Here is a 16883-nt window from a genome sequence, read left to right as displayed (position 1 = left end):
CACCCTCAGAAATTGAATCCCAGCTTGCCCAGCTGCTTGGGGTCGCGCTGCCAGTCCTTCGCGACCTTGACGTGCAGATCGAGGTAGACCTTCTGGCCGAGGAGCTTCTCGATGCCCTCACGCGCCGTCGTGCCCACCTCGCGCAGACGCGAACCACCGCGCCCGATGATGATCGCCTTCTGGCTCGAGCGCTCGACGAACACGTTGACGCGCACGTCCATGAGCGGCTTGTCCTCGGGGCGCCCCTCGCGCGGCACCATCTCCTCGACGACGACGGCGAGCGAGTGCGGCAGTTCGTCGCGCACACCCTCGAGCGCGGCCTCGCGGATGAGTTCGGCGATCATGACGATCTGCGGCTCGTCGGTGAGCACGTCATCCGGATACAGCTTCGGCGACGGCGGCAGGTAGCTCGTGAGCACCTTCGCGACGTCCTCGACCTGACGCCCGGAGACGGCGGAGCACGGCACGATCTCCGCCCACTCCCCCAGTCGGTCGACCTCGATGAGGTGCTCGGCGAGGCGCTCACGATCGACCTTGTCGGTCTTCGTCACGATGGCGACGACCGGCTTGCGGCGCACGCGCTGCAGCTCCGCGAGGTCCTTCGCGATGTACTGGTCGCCCGGGCCGACCTTCTGATCGGCGGGCAGGCAGAAACCGATGACGTCGACGTCCAGCAGCGTCTCGCGCACGACGTCGTTGAGTCGCTCCCCGAGGAGCGTGCGGGGCTTGTGCAGCCCGGGGGTGTCGACGAGGACGATCTGCCCGTCGTCCTGCGTGAGAATGCCGCGGATCGTGTGACGCGTCGTCTGCGGCTTGCTCGACGTGATGGCGACCTTCTCGCCCACGAGGGCGTTCGTCAGCGTCGACTTGCCGGCGTTGGGCCGACCCACGAGGCAGGCGAACCCTGCCCGGTACGTGCTCTCGTCAGTGTTCATCACACCATCTCCTCCGCGCCGCTGTTGGCGGCGTGTTCATCCCCGCGCTCGGCGGGATCTTCGTCACCGACGCGCTCGACCACGAGCGTGGCCAGCTGGTGGCGTCGTCCGGCCATCTTCTCAGCCGTGAGGCGCAGACCCGCAATCTCACCGGCGGCGCCGGGCAGCGGCATCCGTCCGTCGATCTTGGCGAGCAGGCCGCCCACGGTGTCGATGTCGTCCTCTTCGATCGTGACGCCGAACAGCTCGCCCAGGTCGTCGATCGACATGCGCGCGGGCACGCGGGTGCGACCGTCCCCGAGATCCTCGACGCCCGGCGTGACGCGGTCGTACTCGTCGTCGATCTCACCGACGATCTCCTCGACGATGTCCTCCATCGTCACGAGGCCCGCGGTGCCGCCGTACTCGTCGACGACGATGGCGAAGTGGACGCGGTCGCGCTGCATCTCCTTGAGCAGGGCGTCGACCGGCTTCGACTCGGGCACGAACGCCATGTCGCGCATGACCTCGCTGATGCGGATCTCCTCGGCCTCACCCGTGAGGTGACGACGCACGACGTCCTTGAAGTAGAGCAGGCCGACGATGTCGTCGGTGTTCTCGCCGACGACGGGCACGCGGGAGAAGCCGGAACGCACGAAGAGGTTCATCGCCTGGCGCAGGCTCTTGTGGCCGTCGATGACGATCATGTCGGTGCGCGGCACCATGACCTCGCGCACGATGGTGTCGCCGAGTTCGAAGACCGAGTGGATCATGCGCCGTTCGTCGGCCTCGATGAGGTCGGAATCCTCGGCGAGGTCGACGAACTCGCGCAGTTCGGCCTCGGAGTCGAACGGGCCCTCGCGGTAACCCTCGCCCGGGGTGACGGCGTTGCCGAGCGCCACGAGCATCCGTGCCAACGGCGAGAGGACCTTGAGCGCGACGAGCAGCGGACGCGACGCGGTGAGCGCCACGGCGTCGGCGTGCTGGTGGCCGAGCGTGCGCGGCGAGACACCGACGAGCACGAACGAGACGACCGCCATGACGGCCACAGCCGTGATGAGCGCGGGCCAGAAGTCGTCGAAGATGCGGGTGGCCGCGACGGTGACGAGCACGGCCGCCGTCATCTCGGCACCGACGCGCATGAAGGTGAGCACCATGAGCGCGGTGCTGTGTCGTTCGACGACGGCTCCGAGCGCCGGCGCGGCGGCGTGGCCGTCCTCGGCGAGCGACGCGACGCGCAGGCGCGTCATGCGGCTGACGGCGGATTCCACGAGGGCGAACCCGAAGCCCAGCACCACGCTGACGAGCGCGGCGATAAGCACGATCGTCACGTGCGTTTCACTCCCCGACTACTCGCGACCGCTGGGTGGCGCGATGCGGATCGTGCCCGCCTCGACGCTGCGGCCGCGGCTCGCGAGGTAGGTGAGCAGGATCGTGCGCTGCAGTTCGAACATCTCGAGGCGCTCCTCGGCCTCGGCGTGGTCGTAGCCGAGCAGGTGCAGCACGCCGTGAACGGTGAGAAGGAGCAACTCCTCCATCGTGTCGTGCCCTGCCGCGGACGCCTGGGCGGCGGCCACCGTCGGGCACAGAACGATGTCGCCGAGCATGCCCTCGTCACTCAGCGCGCCCTCACGACCGGGCGTCAGCTCGTCCATGGGGAAGCTCATGACATCGGTGGGGCCCTCGAGATCCATCCACTGCACGTGGAGGGTCTCCATGGCCGCCTCGTCGATGATGCGGATCGACAGCTCCACGTTGGGGTGGACGAACATCGCGTCCATCGCGTAGCGGGCGCAGTCGTGAATCTCGTCGAGATCGACGGCGACGTCGGTCTCGTTGGCGAGGTCGATCGTCACTCGCGTTCTCCCTGCTCGTCGTTCGCACGCGCCTCGCGGCGCTTCTTGGCCTGCGCCTTACGACGCTCGGCAGCGGCGTCGTAGCGACCGTAGGCGTCGACGATGTCGGACACGAGGCGGTGACGCACGACGTCGCCGCTGCTCAGGTGCGCGAAGTGCACGTCGCCCACACCCGTGAGCACGTCCTCGATGACGCGCAGGCCGGACGTCGTGCCACCCGGAAGGTCGACCTGCGTCACGTCACCGGTGACGACGATCTTCGAACCGAAGCCCAGACGCGTGAGGAACATGCGCATCTGCTCGCTGCTCGTGTTCTGGGCCTCGTCGAGGATGATGAACGAGTCGTTGAGCGTGCGTCCACGCATGTACGCGAGCGGCGCCACCTCGATGGTGCCGGCGGCCATGAGCTTGGGGATCGAGTCGGGGTCGATCATGTCGTGCAGCGCGTCGTAGAGCGGGCGCAGGTACGGGTCGATCTTGTCGTTGAGCGTGCCAGGCAGGAAGCCGAGCCGCTCGCCGGCCTCGACGGCGGGGCGCGTCAGGATGATGCGGTTGACCTGCTTGCTCTGAAGCGCCGCCACGGCCTTGGCCATGGCGAGGTAGGTCTTGCCGGTACCGGCGGGGCCGATACCAAAGACGATCGTGTTCTTGTCGATCGCGTCGACGTACTCCTTCTGGCCCAGCGTCTTGGGACGAATCGTCCGGCCGCGGCTGGAGATGATGTTCGTCGTGAGCACGTCGGCCGGGCGCTGCGCGTTCTTGCTGCGCAGCATGGCGATGGAACGCTCGACGTTGTCGCGGTTCACCGCGTGCCCCGCGTCGATCATCGTGAGCAACTCACCGACGAGGGTCTCGACGATGGCCGCGTCCTCGGCCGGGCCGTCGATCGTCAGCTCGTTGCCCCGCGCGAAGACGAAGAGGCGCGGGAAGGCGCGCTCGATCGTGCGAAGGAGCTGGTCGGTGGGCCCGAGCAGCTGAACCATCGACACGTCCGGCGGGACGACGATACGGGTCTGGCTGGACGAATCGGGGGTGGCCTGGGTGGCGGGAACGTCTGTCATCGTGCCTCCAGTCTAGGGCGCGTCAGCTCCAGCGCGAGCGCGCGAAGAGCGCGGCCAGTGCCGCGGGGCCGGCCGACGACGAGCGCAGCACCGTGCGTCCCATCCGGACGCTCGTGGCGCCCGCAGCGGCGAACGCGTCGAGTTCGCCGGGCGTGATGCCGCCCTCGGGGCCGACGACGAGCACGACGTCGCCCGCGTCGGGCAACGTCACGTCGCTCAGTCCGACCTCGGCGTCCTCGTGAAGGACGAGTGTGAGGGCCGATTCCTCGACGAGGCGGACAACGGTCTGCTTCGCCGCGAGCTCGTCAACGACGGGCGGCGTGGCCTGACGCGATTGTTTCGTGGCGGCCTCGGCCTGCGCCACCCATTTACGGTGCGCCTTGGCGGCCCGCTCGCCCTTCCACTGCACGATCGAGCGCTCAGCCTTCCAGGGCACGACGCGGTCGACACCGAGCTCGGTGGCGGCTTCGAGCGCCTGGAGATCGCGGTCGCCCTTGGCGAGTGCCTGGACGAGGGTGAACGTGACGGCCGGGCGCTCCTCGCGCTCCACCGTCTGCACGAGCGCCGTCAGTTCCGACTTGGCTGTGGACGCGACGACGCAGTGGGCCAGGAGCCCTTCGCCGTCGGCGAGGAGGATCTCCTCCCCCACGGCCATGCGCTTCACGGTGACCGCGTGGCGTCCCTCGTCACCGCCGAGCACGACCGGCTCCTCGGGCCGCATTTGCTCACGCAGCGTGCCCGGCGCGACGAAGTACAGATGTGCGGTCACGTCAGCCCTTCCAGGCCTGACGCAGCTTGCCGAGCAGGCCCTGGTTGACGGGTTGGAACTTGGGAGCAGGCGTTTCCTCGCCGCGCGACGCCGCGAACTGACGCAGCAGGTCGGCCTGCTCGCTCGTCAGCTTGCTCGGCGTGCGCACGTTGGCGTGCACGAGCAGGTCGCCGCGGCTCTCAGTACGCAGGCGCGTGACGCCGAGGCCCTTGAGCGTGACGACGTCGCCCGGCTGGGTACCGGCCTGGATGTCGATGTCGCGCGGGCCGTCGAGCGTCTCGAGCGGAAGGGACGCGCCGAGTGCGGCGGCCGACATCGGCAGTTCGAGCGAGCAGTGCAGGTCGTCACCCTGACGCTGGAACATAGGGTGCTTCGCGACGCGCACCTCGACGTAGAGGTCGCCGGCGGGGCCGCCGCCGTGGCCGACCTCGCCCTCGCCGCGCAGCTGGATGCGCGTGCCGGTGTCGACGCCCGCGGGCACCTTGATGCTGATGGTGCGGGTGTCGCGCTTTCGGCCGTTGCCGTCGCACTCGAAGCAGGGGCTGTCGATGATGTCGCCGTAGCCGTCGCACGCCGTGCACGGACGCGAGGTGAGCACCTGGCCGAGGAAGCTGCGCTGCACCTGCTGGGTCTGGCCTGCCCCACCACACACGTCACACGTGTGCTTGCCGGTGCCGGGGCGCGAACCGTCGCCGTGGCACGTCGTGCAGACGACGGCGGTGTCGAACGTCAGGTCGACCTCGCCGCCGAAGACGGCGTCGGACAGCTCGATGTCGAGCGGCAGCAGGGCGTCCTGGCCGTGTTGTACGCGGCTGCGCGGGCCACCCGAGGCGCCCGCTGCGCCGCCGGTGAAGAACGCGTCCATGATGTCGCTGAAGCTGAAACCGGCGCCGCCGAAGCCGGCACCCGCACCGCCGCCGGGCGCGTACGGGTCGACTCCCTGGTCGTAGGAGGCCTTCTTCTCGGGGTCGCCGAGCACCGCGTAGGCCTGACCGACGCGCTTGAACTGATCCGCCGCCTCGTCGGACGGGTTGACGTCCGGGTGGAGCTTGCGCGCCATCTTGCGGTAGGCGCGCTTGATCTCCTCGCTCGAGGCATCGCGGGAGAGGCCGAGTTCGGCGTAGTAGTCGTTCACGAACGTCCTTGTCGTCAGCGGGTGGAAAGGGATGTGTGCGGGCGTCAGCTCTCGATGAGCTGTGAGACGTAGCGGGCCACGGCCCGCACGTTCGCCATCGTCTGGGGGTAGTCCATGCGGGTGGGTCCGAGCACGCCGAGGGCCGCCACGGCGTCGGGGCCGTAGGAGGTGGTGACGAGCGACGTCGAGTGCAGGCCCTCGTGGGGATTCTCCGCGCCGATGCGGACCGTCACCTGGTCGTGGGCTTCGGCATCCTCGGCGAGGTTGCTCATGAGGCGCAGGATGACGACGTGCTCCTCGAGTGCGTCGAGCACCGGCTGCACGTGCAGCCCGTCTGTTCCGGCGCGCGCGAGGTTGGCCGTACCGGCGAGCACGACACGCTCCTCACGTTCCTCGCCGAACACGGCGGTGATCGTCTCGACGACGGCGTCGACGTCAGCGCGCCGCTCGGGCTCGAACGCTTCGCGCAGCAACGACAGGCCGCGGGCCGCCTCCGCGAGAAGAAGGCCGTCGGTCTCGGCGTTGAGTCGCTCGCGCAGCCGTGCGACGAAGTCGTCACTCTCGGCCACGGGGTGGGCGAACTCGACGTTGCGCTGTTCAATGCGGCCCGAGTCGAGGATGACGACGAGCATGGCGCGGGTCGGCGTCATCGCGAGGCACTCGATGTGACGCACCCGCGAGCGCCGCAGCGACGGGTACTGCATGACGGCGGCCTGCTGGGTGAGCGAAGCGAGCAGACGCGCGGTGCGCTCGACGATGTCGTCGAGGTCGATGCTCTCCGCGAGGAAGGCCTGGATGGCGCGGCGCTGGCTCGGCGTGAGCGGACGCACCTGAGAGAGGCGGTCGACGAAGACGCGGTAGCCGGCATCGGTCGGAACACGCCCGGCGGAGGTGTGCGGCGCGGCGATGAGGCCCTCGTCCTCGAGAGCCGCCATGTCGTTGCGGATCGTGGCCGCCGAGACACCGAGCTGGTGACGTTCGAGGAGGGCCTTGGAGCCGACCGGCTCGGACGTGGAGACATAGTCCTGCACGATCGCGCGCAACACTTCGAGACGGCGCTCGTTGCTCATGCCTTCACACCTCCTTGACCTCCTCCAAGGTTGGCACTCACGGGTATCGAGTGCCAAATCTTTCCGGGCGTGTTCGCTCAGGGCGTCGCGGCCGCGGCCGGCCGGAATGTCGGGTTTTCCCCACCGTCAAGAAGCCCGCAGGCAGGATGGTTGTGCCCCCGTGCCTCTCCATAGCGTCGAAGAGATGAGCACTCCAGACGTCACAGCCCCTGTCCCCACGAACGCCGCCGGCTCGGCGACGGACCGCGAGTTCCGGTGGTCCCCACGCCGTGCACTGCGCGACAGCGTCTACCTGTTCGCAGGCTGGTGGATCCACCTGCTCATCGCCGAGGGTCTGACGAACCGAGGCATCGCGAAGCGCCTCGTCGTCACGGAGGGCGCCGTGGAGAAGCACGTGCAACGCATCTTCACCAAGCTCGATCTGCACACCGACGGCGACGAGCACCGTCGAGTGGCGGCGGTGCTCACCTTCCTCCGCTCGTCCTGACCGTGGGCGGCGCCGCTTCTGCGCCCGCCCAGCGCGCCTCCGCCCGTGCCGCGTCGGGCTTGCCTACCCTGACTGCCATGAACGACCGCTACGGCTCCGATGTCCTCTCCGGTGACTGGCGCGCGCCCAAGCGCGGCCGCTCGCGTGAGGTGCCGGCCGAGCGCGACGTTGTTGTCGAGGACGCCCAGAGCGGTTACGTGGGTGCCGTCGTTCGCGTCGAGAAGTCGGGTGGAACCCACGTCGTCTTCCTCGAGGATCGCTTCGGCAAGACCCGCGGCTTCGCCCTCGGGGGTGGCTTCCTCGTTGACGGTGAACCCGTCATCCTCACTCCCCCGCGTCCCGCAGACGCTGCCGCACTCGCCGAGCGCAAGGTGCAGGCCGGACGCACGGCGTCGGGTTCGGTCGCCGTCCCGAACGCCAAGGCGCGCGTGGCCCTCGGTTCGCGCATCTTCGTCGAGGGCCGTCACGACGCCGAACTCGTCGAGAAGGTCTGGGGTGACGACCTGCGCATCGAGGGCGTCGTCGTCGAGTACCTCGAGGGCGTCGACGACCTCGCCGCCGTCATCCGCGACTTCCGCCCCGAGAAGGGGCGCCGTCTCGGCATCCTCGTCGACCACCTCGTGCCCGGCACGAAGGAGGCCCGCATCGTCGCCGAGGCCCAGGCACTTCCGCAGGCCCGCGATCACGTGCTCATCGTCGGTCACCCCTACGTCGACGTGTGGCAGTCGGTGCGCCCCGAGCGCCTCGGGTGGTCCAAGTGGCCGACGATCCCCAAGGGTCAGTCGTGGAAGCACGGCATCCTCGCCGAGCTCGGGTGGCCGCACCAGAGTCAGGCCGACGTCGCGCGGGGCTGGAAGCAGATCCTTGGCACAGTGCGCACCTACGCCGACCTGCAACCGGAACTGCTCGGACGAGTCGAGGAACTCATCGACTTCGTCACCGACCCCGAGCAGCAGTGACGCCCTGAGCCCCAGCCTCAGGGACGAGCCAGGGTCACCCAGGATGGCGCCGACGGAATGAGGAGGGCATCGTTGAGGTTGGAACGATGTTCACCAAAGCATCCAAGGTCGTGAGGACACCATGAGCCAGCAGCCCTACCCCACCCCCGACCCCCAGTGGAGCCACAACGGCGACGCCTACCCCAAGGGTCGGCCCACCGAGGCGGGCGTCACGCCCCGCCAGTTGAGCTCCGACGAGACGGGCGCCGCTGTGGTCGCCCACCTTTCTGCACTCGTCGCGGCCGTCGTGTCGGCCGGTTCGCTCAGCCTGCTCGGCCCGCTCATCGTGTGGTTCATCTACAAGGACAAGTCACCCGCCGTGCGTGAAGCCGCCGCCGGGGCGTTCAACTTCAACCTCTCCTGGTGGTTGCTCTACTGGGTCGGCTGGCTGTTCGCCATCACGTTCATCGGCATCGTCGTCGCGATCCCGCTGTGGCTCGTCATCACGGTGGTTGCCCTGTGGTGCCACATCCGTGGCGCGCTCAACGCGAGCAGCGGCCGCCCCTACCGCTACCCGTTCCAGCTGCGCGTGCTCAGCTGACTCGGGGCCGACAACGCGAAGGGCCGGAACGTCACATCTCTGGGGTGACGTTCCGGCCCTTCACGTTCGGCGGTCAGTAGTCGAGCAGCCGCCGGACGACGGTGTCTGTGAGCAGCCGCCCGCGCAGTGTGAGCACGGCCCGACGGTCACGGACCGCAGGCGTTCCCTCGAGCAGACCGTCCGCGACGAGTCCCGCCACCGCGCGACGACCCGCGTCGTCGAGCAGGTCGAGCGGCAACCCCTCAGCGAGACGCACGCGCAGGAGCACCTTCTCCTCGTAGCGCTGACGCTCGTCGAGGATCTCGCGCGCGAGCGCAGGTGAGGTTACTTCACCGACCCGCTGTGCGTAGGCGCGCGGGTGTTTGACGTTCCACCAGCGCACCCCGCCGACGTGGCTGTGGGCTCCGGGACCCGCGCCCCACCACGGTTCGTCACGCCAGTAGGCCAGGTTGTGACGGCACTGGAAGCGCGGTTCCTTCGCCCAGTTCGACACCTCGTACCAGCGGTACCCCGCGGCCTCGAGGAGTTCGTCGGCCAGTTCGTACTTGTCTGCTTCGTCGTCGTCATCGGGAAGCGGCAGTTCGCCGCGGCGCACCTGGGCGCCCATCTTCGTGCCCTCCTCGACGACGAGCGCGTAGGCGCTGATGTGGTCGGGATGGAGCGCGATCGCCGCCTCCAACGAGGCCCGCCAGTCGTCGAGCGACTCCCCCGGCGCGCCGTAGATGAGGTCGAGACTCACCTGCAGGCCGGCAGCCTTGGCGGCGCGGACGGCGCGCTCGACGTTGGCCGGATCATGGGTGCGCTCCAGCGTCGCGAGAACGTGCGGCACCGACGACTGCATCCCGACGGAGATGCGCGTGAAGCCGCCCTCGGCGAGCACGCGCAGGTACGTTTCGTCGACCGAGTCGGGGTTGGCCTCGGTCGTCACCTCGGCGTCGTCGGCGAGGCCGAACCGCTCGCGCGCCGCGTCGAGCATCCGCACGAGGTCGGTCGCTGCGAGCATCGTCGGCGTTCCTCCACCGACGAAGATGGTCTGCACTGTCGGCACGCCGCCGGGCGCCTTTCCCATCTCGCGCGCTGCGAGGTCGAGTTCACGTTCGACAGCGCCCGCGTACGTGTCGAGGCTCGCGCCGGGGACGCCGAGTTCGGTGAGCGTGTAGGTGTTGAAGTCGCAGTACCCACAGCGCGTCACGCAGAACGGCACGTGCAGGTACATCGCGAAGGCGCTGCCCGGCACGCTCGCGAGGGCGTCGGCTGGCAGCGCTCCGTCGTTCGGTGCGGGCTCTCCGTCGGGCATCTGCGGCATGGGTGGCATTCTCCCACCGCCTGCGGAGCGTCTCTAACCGACGAGCAACGCCCCGCCCAGGCCGAGGGCGGCGACGAAGACGGTGCAGAGCGCTGCCTGCGCGAAGGGTGCCGCGCCGGCAGCACGCATGGCCTTGGCCGTCACTCCCGTGCCGAGAGCGAACATCGCGGCGGCGAGCAGCAGCGTCTGGAGCACCTTCGCCCCGTCCAACACGGAACTCGGGATCGGCACCACGCTCCGCACGACGACCGCTGCGACGAAGCCGACGACGAACAGCGGCACGAGGGGTGGGAGGGTTGCCGACCCGGACTCTGCCCCGCCCATGGTCCGACGTCGATGCACGGCGATGACGGTGATCAACGGCGCCAGCATGAGCACGCGGGCGAGCTTCACGACGACGGCCACCGCGAGCGCCCCCTGCCCGACGAGGCCCCCGGCAGCGACGACCTGGGCCACCTCGTGCACGCTCGCACCCGCGAAAACGCCCGCGGTGTGATCGTCGAGCCCCAAGGCGGCGGACAGCGCGACGAGCGGGATCATGAGCGTGCCGAAGACGACGACGAGCGCGACCGACGTTGCGACCTCCTCGTCGCGGGCGTCGCTCACCCCTGCTGCTGCGGCGACGGCTGCGGCGCCGCAGATCGAGAACCCGCACGCCGTGAGCAGACTCTGCGTGGGCTCAATACCGAGCCGCTTGCCGCACCACAGCCCGAAGGGCACTCCGAGCGCCACCACAGCAACGGCCAGGACGATGACACCGAAGCCGAGCGAGGCGATGGCGCCGAGCGAGAGCTGGAGGCCGAGCAGCACGATGCCGATGCGCAGAACGCGCTTCCCGGCCAGGTCGAGGCCAGGGCGCCACGCGTCGAGCCGCACGGCGTTGGCGGCGACGACGCCGAGCAGAATCGCCACGAGCACCGGGCTGAGCAGCGGGCTGATGCGTGACACGACGAACCCGACGAGCGCCGCTGCGAACGCCAGGGCCAGACCGCCGGCCACTGGGTGGGATGCAGTTCGGGCCGCTGTTTCTGCGCGGCGTTGCTCGGGTCGGGTCACGCTCCCCATCCTCGAACGCCTACGACCTGGCCGGTAGTGCCATGTTCAGCATGCTGGTATATGCGGCGGATATGGACGCCGGTTACGCTGGCCCGATGAAGAGCTGGCCGGATCTCGCAGCCCTGGAGCTGCTCGTGGCCGTGGCCGACCACGGCTCCCTCAGCGCCGGCGCACGTGCCTGTGGCTCGGCGCAGCCCAACGCCAGCCGCAGCATGGCGCGGCTCGAGCGCTCGGTCGGCGTGCCCCTTCTCCACCGCGCCACAACCGGCGCCACCCTGACGACGCAGGGCCTCATGGTCGTCGAGTGGGCTCGCGGCGTGCTGGAGGCCGCGCGCGATCTCGACGCCGGCGTCACCGCCCTGGTGAGCGGCGTGGATGCACCGCTCACCGTGATGGCCAGCCAGACCGTGGCCGAGCACCTCCTGCCGGGCTGGATCGCGCGCTGGCACGAAGCCCATTCCGGTGAGGCCACGCCGGGCCTCTCCGTCGCCGTCGGCAACACGACCGACGTGCTCAGCGCCGCTCGCTCCGGTGAGATCGATCTCGGGTTCATCGAGGGCCCGGGTGCCCCTCGCGGCCTCAACTCGACGGTCGTCGCCACGGACGACCTCGTCCTTGCCGTCGCCGCACACCACCCCTGGGCCCGAACTCGCAGTATTGACGCGGACGAACTCGCCGCGACGGCCCTCGTCACCCGCGAGCCGGGATCCGGAACCCGCGTGGCGCTCGACCGCGCGATGCGCCCGCGCACCTGCGCTCCGCCACTGCTGGAGCTGTCGAGCAACGCCGCGGTCAAGGTCTCCGTGTCGGCCGGCACCGGGCCGGCCGTCCTCAGCCGACTCGCGATCAGTGATGCCCTGGCCGCGGGCACCCTCGTCGAGATCACCGTCCGCGACGTCGACCTGCGCCGGAAGCTGCGCGCCGTGTGGGCAGGTCCGCGCCGGATGACGAACGAGGCCGCCACGTCGCTTCTTGCGATCGCGGCGGCCTCGTAGCGGCGTCAGGCGTTACTTCTTGGCGGAGACGTAGATCGGGATGATGCCCTGGACGGCGACCGTGCCGTCCTTGACCAGGCGTCCCGTCATGCGCACGTCCACCGTGAAGGGAGGCTCCTTGGCCCAGTCCTCGGGGCTCGTCTCGGCGACGCACTCGACATCGCCGGGGGTCTTGGCGACGTAGTCGAGCTGGATGCCCTTGGGGATCCAGCGCATGCCCTTGGGCACCGTGGCCTCGGCGAGCAGACCCATGGCCATCTCCATGCCGTTGGCAATCGCGATGGCGTGGACGGTGCCGATGTGGTTCTGCACACCCCACCACTTCTTGATGGCCACGACGCCGCGGTGCGGCTCCATGGTCTTCACAACGGGCGCAATCGTGCGGAAGTAAGGCGCCTTGAGCGCGAAGGCGGCCGAGAAGGCTGCGCGACCGAGCTTCTCGTTCTTCTTCGTGAGCTTCGTGTAGAGCGCGAGAGTCTGGTTCATACCCACCAGATTACCCGCGAGTAATAGCGAGCGCTCAGTGGACGCTGAAGCCGCCGTCGGCCGCGATCGTCTGGCCGGTCACGAAACCACTCGCCCGCGACGCGAGGAACACCGCGAGGCCCGCGAAGTCCTCGGGCACGCCGTTGCGTCCGACGAAGGTGCGGGTCGCGAGCGCCTCTTCGCGCCCCGGTTCGGCGACGGTTGGCAACGTCATCGGGGTGACGACGAATCCGGGAACGATCGTGTTCGCCGTGACACCCGAGCGTGACCAGGCCTCCGCTTGCGAGCGTGACAGCCCGGTGACGGCGGCCTTCGTCACGCCGTAGACGCCGGAGTTGCCGAAGGCGCTCCAGCTCTGCTGCGAGCCGATGTTGAGGATGCGTCCGTACCCGCGCTCGGCCATGCGTGGCCCTGCGGCCTGGCCGAGCCGGTAGGGCGCTTCGAGGTTGACGGCCATCGTCTCGGCGTACTGCTCTTCGCTCGTGTCCGCCAGTGGCGGTCGGTGGTTGACGCCGGCACACGTGACGAGGATGTCCGCGTGCTGCACCGCGGCTCCGACAGCCAGGTTCGCCAGCGCGTTCGCATCACCGACGTCGCAGACTTCCCACGTCGCGCCGATCTCGGCGGCCACTGTGGCGAGCTTGTCGGCGTCCCGGGCCACGAGGTGAACGCTCGCACCGGCACCCGCAAGGGCCGTGGCGATACCTCGCCCGATGCCCGACGACCCTCCCGTGACGACGGCATTCAGCCCCTCAAGGGAGAACAGGTCGTCGAGGTAGCTCACGTCAGTTCGCCCGAGTCACCGCGAGATCACGCACGACGCGCTCGACCTTGAGGCCCTTGTTCTCGAAGCGCGTGGTCGTGCGTCCCTCGAAGCGCGGGGCGAACCCGCCACGCGCACCCTCGGGGTCGACGTCCGGGTCACCGGGGTCGGCGAGGCGTCCCACGTGCGGGTTGTCGAAACGCGGTGAGCCCTCGACGACGTCGCGCATGTGCCACGCGTAGTCGGCCCAGTCGGTGGCGAGGCGCCACGTGCCACCGGGCACGAGAACGTCGGCGACGACGTCGGCGAAGCCGGGCTGCACGAGGCGACGCTTGTGGTGCTTTCTCTTGGGCCACGGGTCCGGGAAGAACGTCCACACCTCGGCAACGGAGCCCGGCGCGAAGAGACGGTCGAGCGCCTCCGACGCGTCGATCTCGATGAGCCGGACGTTGGTCACGCCGGCGTGGACGGCCTTGGAGATCGTCTGCGCGATGCCCGGGCGCCACACCTCGAGCGCGATGAAGTCCGTCCCCGGGTTCTCGGCAGCCGCGTAGACGACCTGATCGCCCGCGCCGGAACCGATCTCGACGACGAGCGGCGCGGTGCGTCCGAACACCTGCTCCATGTCGACGTGGTAGCCGTCGATCGGTTCGGTCGAGGCCTCCTTGCGCGGCACGTCGATGACGTACTGCCCGGAGTGGTCGGCGAGCGCACGGTGGTGACGTTCGGGCATGCGGCCGCCGCGGCGGGTGAACGAACGGGTCCGCGCGAGCGGGCGTTCGGCCGCCTGACCCTCGTCACCGGGCGGCGTCACCGAACCCGGGACGAAGCCGGGCTTGCTCACTTCTTGTCCTTCGGCTTCTCGTCGCCCTGGCTCAGCGCTGCGATGAAGGCTTCCTGCGGCACCTCGACCGAGCCGACCATCTTCATGCGCTTCTTGCCTTCCTTCTGCTTCTCGAGCAGCTTGCGCTTACGCGAGATGTCACCGCCATAGCACTTGGCGAGCACGTCCTTGCGGATGGCGCGGATGTTCTCACGAGCGATGACGCGCGTGCCGATGGCGGCCTGGATCGGCACCTCGAACTGCTGGCGCGGAATGAGGTCCTTGAGCTTCGTCGCCATCATCGTGCCGTAGCCGTAGGCCTTGTCACGGTGGACGATCGAGCTGAACGCGTCGACCTTGTCGCCCTGGAGCAGGATGTCGACCTTGACGAGGTTGGCACTCTGCTCGCCGGCGGGTTCGTAGTCGAGCGAGGCGTACCCGCGCGTCTTCGACTTCAGCTGGTCGAAGAAGTCGAACACGATCTCCGCGAGGGGCAGCGTGTAACGCATCTCGACGCGCTCCTCGGAGAGGTAGTCCATGCCGAGCAGGTTGCCGCGCTTGTTCTGGCACAGCTCCATGACGGCACCGATGAACTCGCTCGGGATGAGGATGGTCGACTTCACGACCGGCTCGGTGATGTCGGCGATCTTGCCGTCGGGGAACTCGCTCGGGTTGGTCACCTCGGTGACACGGCCGTCGTCGGTCGTCACCTGGTAGACGACGTTCGGCAGCGTGGAGATGAGGTCGAGGTCGAATTCGCTCTCGAGGCGCTCACGCGTGATCTCGAGGTGAAGCATGCCGAGGAAGCCGACACGGAAACCGAAGCCGAGCGCGGCCGACGTCTCGGGCTCGTAGACGAGCGCGGCGTCGTTGAGCTTGAGCTTGTCGAGGGCGTCACGCAGCAGCGGGTAGTCCGAACCGTCGATCGGGTACAGCCCCGAGAACACCATGGGCTTCGGGTCCGAGTACCCGCCGATGGCCTTGTCGGCCGGCTTGGCCGCGTTCGTCACGGTGTCACCGACCTTGGACTGACGCACGTCCTTCACACCGGTGATGAGGTAACCCACCTCGCCGACGCCGAGGCCCTTCGTCGCGGTCGGCTCGGGCGAGCTGACGCCGATCTCGAGGAGTTCGTGCGTGGCACCCGTGGACATCATGGCGATCTTCTCGCGCGGGTTGAGCTTGCCGTCGACGACACGGACGTAGGTGACGACGCCGCGGTAGGTGTCGTAGACCGAGTCGAAGATCATGGCGCGCGCCGGGGCGTCTGCGTCACCGACGGGCGGGGGCAGCGTGCCGACGATCTTGTCGAGGAGCGCCTCGACGCCCTCGCCGGTCTTGCCGGAAACCTTGAGAACGTCGTCGGGGTCGGCGCCGATGAGGCCCGCAATCTCGGCGGCGTACTTCTCCGGCTGCGCTGCCGGCAGGTCGATCTTGTTGAGCACAGGGATGATCTCGAGGTCGTTCTCCATCGCGAGATAGAGGTTCGCGAGGGTCTGAGCCTCGATCCCCTGAGCGGCGTCGACGAGGAGGATCGCGCCCTCACACGCAGCGAGCGAACGCGAGACCTCGTATGTGAAGTCGACGTGACCGGGGGTGTCGATCATGTTGAGCGCGTACGTCTGACCATCGAGCTCCCACGGCATGCGCACGGCCTGGCTCTTGATCGTGATACCGCGCTCACGCTCGATGTCCATGCGGTCGAGGTACTGCGCGCGCATGGACCGCTGCTCGACGACACCCGTCAGCTGGAGCATGCGGTCGGCCAGCGTCGACTTGCCGTGGTCGATGTGGGCGATGATGCAGAAGTTGCGGATCATCTCCGGCGGGGTCGCGGCCGGCTCGAGTGCCTTGCGGGCCATGGGTGACAACTGAATACCTCGTCGATTTCGTCTGGAGCGCTACGTCGGGGACGGCACAGTACGTGACCATTCATTCTTCCATGCCTGCGCGAACCGGATCACCGCCGTCGTTCCAGTGCCCGACTTGCTCCCCAGCGTTGGCAAAATGGGTCCATGGACCTTCGTGAGCGAACGCGCCAGGCTGGTGGACGGGCAGGGTCCTCCGCCGTCGACACCGCTTTCTTCGTGGCCCTGCTGTGGGTCGTCGAGATCATCGACGTGATCACGCGTCACGCCGTCGACCGCTTCGCGTCGTTGCGCGCCTGGGAGTTCACCGACCTCCCGTCGATCTTCACGTTCTCCTTCGCGCACTACGGGTGGGCGCACCTGATCGGCAACACGGCGCTGCTGCTGCCCTTCGGCTTCCTCCTCGGCCTCAGCGGACGACGGGTGGCCGTGCAGGTGACGCTCGTCGTCATGGTCTGCTCGGGTCTCGCGGCGTGGGCCCTCACTCCCCCGCACTCTGCGACGGCCGGAGCGTCCGGCGTCGTCTTCGGCTGGCTGACCTACCTCATCGTGCGCGGCGCGTGGAGCAAGCGCTGGACCGAGGTTGCACTCGGCCTCGCGCTCCTCGCCGTGTTCGGCTACGTCCTGTGGGGCGTTCTCCCCGGGGCACAGGGCGTGTCGTGGCAGGGGCACCTCGGCGGCGCGGCCGGCGGGCTGCTGTCTGCCTGGCTCATCAACGACAAGCGCTCGCGTCGTCGATTCTGAGCAAACCCCGA

At 68.8% G+C, this 16883-nt stretch carries 18 protein-coding genes; 5 read left to right on the top strand and 13 right to left on the bottom strand.

Annotated features, from left to right (window positions below; genetic code table 11):
• Nucleotides 1-5: 5 nt before the first annotated feature.
• From era to hrcA, 7 genes are read right to left on the bottom strand one after another with little or no spacing between them, the layout of a single operon-like run.
• Nucleotides 6-935: a GTPase Era gene (era, locus tag IM689_RS05185; RefSeq protein WP_129665342.1), complete on the bottom strand. Its 930-nt coding sequence runs from the start codon at nt 933-935 to the stop codon at nt 6-8.
• On the bottom strand, nt 935-2245 hold the full coding sequence (locus IM689_RS05180; protein ID WP_193643153.1) for a hemolysin family protein: 1311 nt from the start codon (nt 2243-2245) through the stop codon (nt 935-937). Before IM689_RS05180 ends, era begins: the two co-directional genes overlap by 1 nt.
• 18 nt (nt 2246-2263) lie before the next feature.
• Nucleotides 2264-2770 (bottom strand): rRNA maturation RNase YbeY, encoded by a 507-nt coding sequence (ybeY, locus tag IM689_RS05175; RefSeq protein ID WP_193643152.1) that lies wholly within the window; start codon nt 2768-2770, stop codon nt 2264-2266.
• Nucleotides 2767-3831: a PhoH family protein gene (locus tag IM689_RS05170; protein ID WP_193643151.1), complete on the bottom strand. Its 1065-nt coding sequence runs from the start codon at nt 3829-3831 to the stop codon at nt 2767-2769. The genes ybeY and IM689_RS05170 overlap by 4 nt, the downstream gene beginning before the upstream one ends.
• Before the next feature lie 22 nt (nt 3832-3853).
• A complete protein-coding gene (locus IM689_RS05165) occupies nt 3854-4600 on the bottom strand; it encodes a 16S rRNA (uracil(1498)-N(3))-methyltransferase (RefSeq protein WP_193643150.1) in 747 nt (248 codons plus the stop codon).
• 1 nt (nt 4601) lies between these two features.
• A complete protein-coding gene (gene dnaJ, locus IM689_RS05160; protein ID WP_047312059.1) occupies nt 4602-5735 on the bottom strand; it encodes a molecular chaperone DnaJ in 1134 nt (377 codons plus the stop codon).
• Nucleotides 5736-5779: 44 nt separating this feature from the next.
• Nucleotides 5780-6805: a heat-inducible transcriptional repressor HrcA gene (gene hrcA / locus IM689_RS05155; RefSeq protein ID WP_118912652.1), complete on the bottom strand. Its 1026-nt coding sequence runs from the start codon at nt 6803-6805 to the stop codon at nt 5780-5782.
• 184 nt (nt 6806-6989) lie between these two features.
• Between hrcA and IM689_RS14590 the strand changes: the two genes are divergently transcribed.
• The 3 genes from IM689_RS14590 to IM689_RS05140 all read left to right on the top strand — a co-directional run bounded on the left by IM689_RS14590 (nt 6990) and on the right by IM689_RS05140 (nt 8831).
• Complete coding sequence (locus IM689_RS14590) at nt 6990-7292, top strand: response regulator transcription factor (protein ID WP_047312057.1); 303 nt, start codon at nt 6990-6992, stop codon at nt 7290-7292.
• Nucleotides 7293-7369: 77 nt separating this feature from the next.
• Nucleotides 7370-8251 carry a DUF3097 domain-containing protein gene (locus tag IM689_RS05145; RefSeq protein ID WP_047312056.1) on the top strand — a complete coding sequence of 294 codons (882 nt, stop codon included), beginning with the start codon at nt 7370-7372 and terminating at the stop codon, nt 8249-8251.
• Between the two features lie 121 nt (nt 8252-8372).
• A complete protein-coding gene (locus tag IM689_RS05140) occupies nt 8373-8831 on the top strand; it encodes a DUF4870 domain-containing protein (protein WP_193643148.1) in 459 nt (152 codons plus the stop codon).
• Between the two features lie 73 nt (nt 8832-8904).
• Here IM689_RS05140 and hemW read toward each other — a convergent pair whose 3' ends face one another.
• A complete protein-coding gene (gene hemW / locus IM689_RS05135) occupies nt 8905-10137 on the bottom strand; it encodes a radical SAM family heme chaperone HemW (RefSeq protein WP_193643147.1) in 1233 nt (410 codons plus the stop codon).
• 33 nt (nt 10138-10170) lie between these two features.
• Nucleotides 10171-11202, bottom strand: a complete 1032-nt coding sequence (locus IM689_RS05130; RefSeq protein WP_193643146.1) for a YeiH family protein — start codon at nt 11200-11202, stop codon at nt 10171-10173.
• Nucleotides 11203-11288: 86 nt separating this feature from the next.
• Between IM689_RS05130 and IM689_RS05125 the strand changes: the two genes are divergently transcribed.
• A complete protein-coding gene (locus IM689_RS05125) occupies nt 11289-12188 on the top strand; it encodes a LysR family transcriptional regulator (protein ID WP_193643145.1) in 900 nt (299 codons plus the stop codon).
• Nucleotides 12189-12200: 12 nt separating this feature from the next.
• On the opposite strand, the gene IM689_RS05120 is transcribed toward IM689_RS05125, so the two are convergent.
• Genes IM689_RS05120 through lepA form a run of 4 tightly spaced genes read right to left on the bottom strand, consistent with a single transcriptional unit; the run spans nt 12201 to nt 16122 of the window.
• Nucleotides 12201-12674: a hotdog fold domain-containing protein gene (locus tag IM689_RS05120; protein ID WP_129665318.1), complete on the bottom strand. Its 474-nt coding sequence runs from the start codon at nt 12672-12674 to the stop codon at nt 12201-12203.
• Between the two features lie 34 nt (nt 12675-12708).
• Nucleotides 12709-13458: an SDR family NAD(P)-dependent oxidoreductase gene (locus tag IM689_RS05115; protein WP_193643144.1), complete on the bottom strand. Its 750-nt coding sequence runs from the start codon at nt 13456-13458 to the stop codon at nt 12709-12711.
• Nucleotide 13459: 1 nt separating this feature from the next.
• Complete coding sequence (gene trmB / locus IM689_RS05110) at nt 13460-14281, bottom strand: tRNA (guanosine(46)-N7)-methyltransferase TrmB (protein WP_193643143.1); 822 nt, start codon at nt 14279-14281, stop codon at nt 13460-13462.
• Nucleotides 14278-16122, bottom strand: coding sequence for a translation elongation factor 4 (lepA, locus tag IM689_RS05105; RefSeq protein ID WP_193643142.1), 1845 nt, complete (start codon nt 16120-16122; stop codon nt 14278-14280). The genes trmB and lepA overlap by 4 nt, the downstream gene beginning before the upstream one ends.
• A gap of 153 nt (nt 16123-16275) precedes the next feature.
• On the opposite strand from lepA, the gene IM689_RS05100 reads away from it, so the two are divergent.
• Nucleotides 16276-16872 (top strand): rhomboid family intramembrane serine protease, encoded by a 597-nt coding sequence (locus tag IM689_RS05100; protein ID WP_193643141.1) that lies wholly within the window; start codon nt 16276-16278, stop codon nt 16870-16872.
• Nucleotides 16873-16883 lie beyond the last annotated feature (11 nt).

Origin of the sequence: Dermacoccus barathri (assembly GCF_015070805.1) — a bacterium.
Taxonomy (GTDB): Bacteria; Actinomycetota; Actinomycetes; order Actinomycetales; family Dermatophilaceae; genus Dermacoccus; species Dermacoccus abyssi.
Note: the sequence above shows the minus strand (reverse complement) of the source record. Positions and strands in the feature narration are given on the sequence as shown.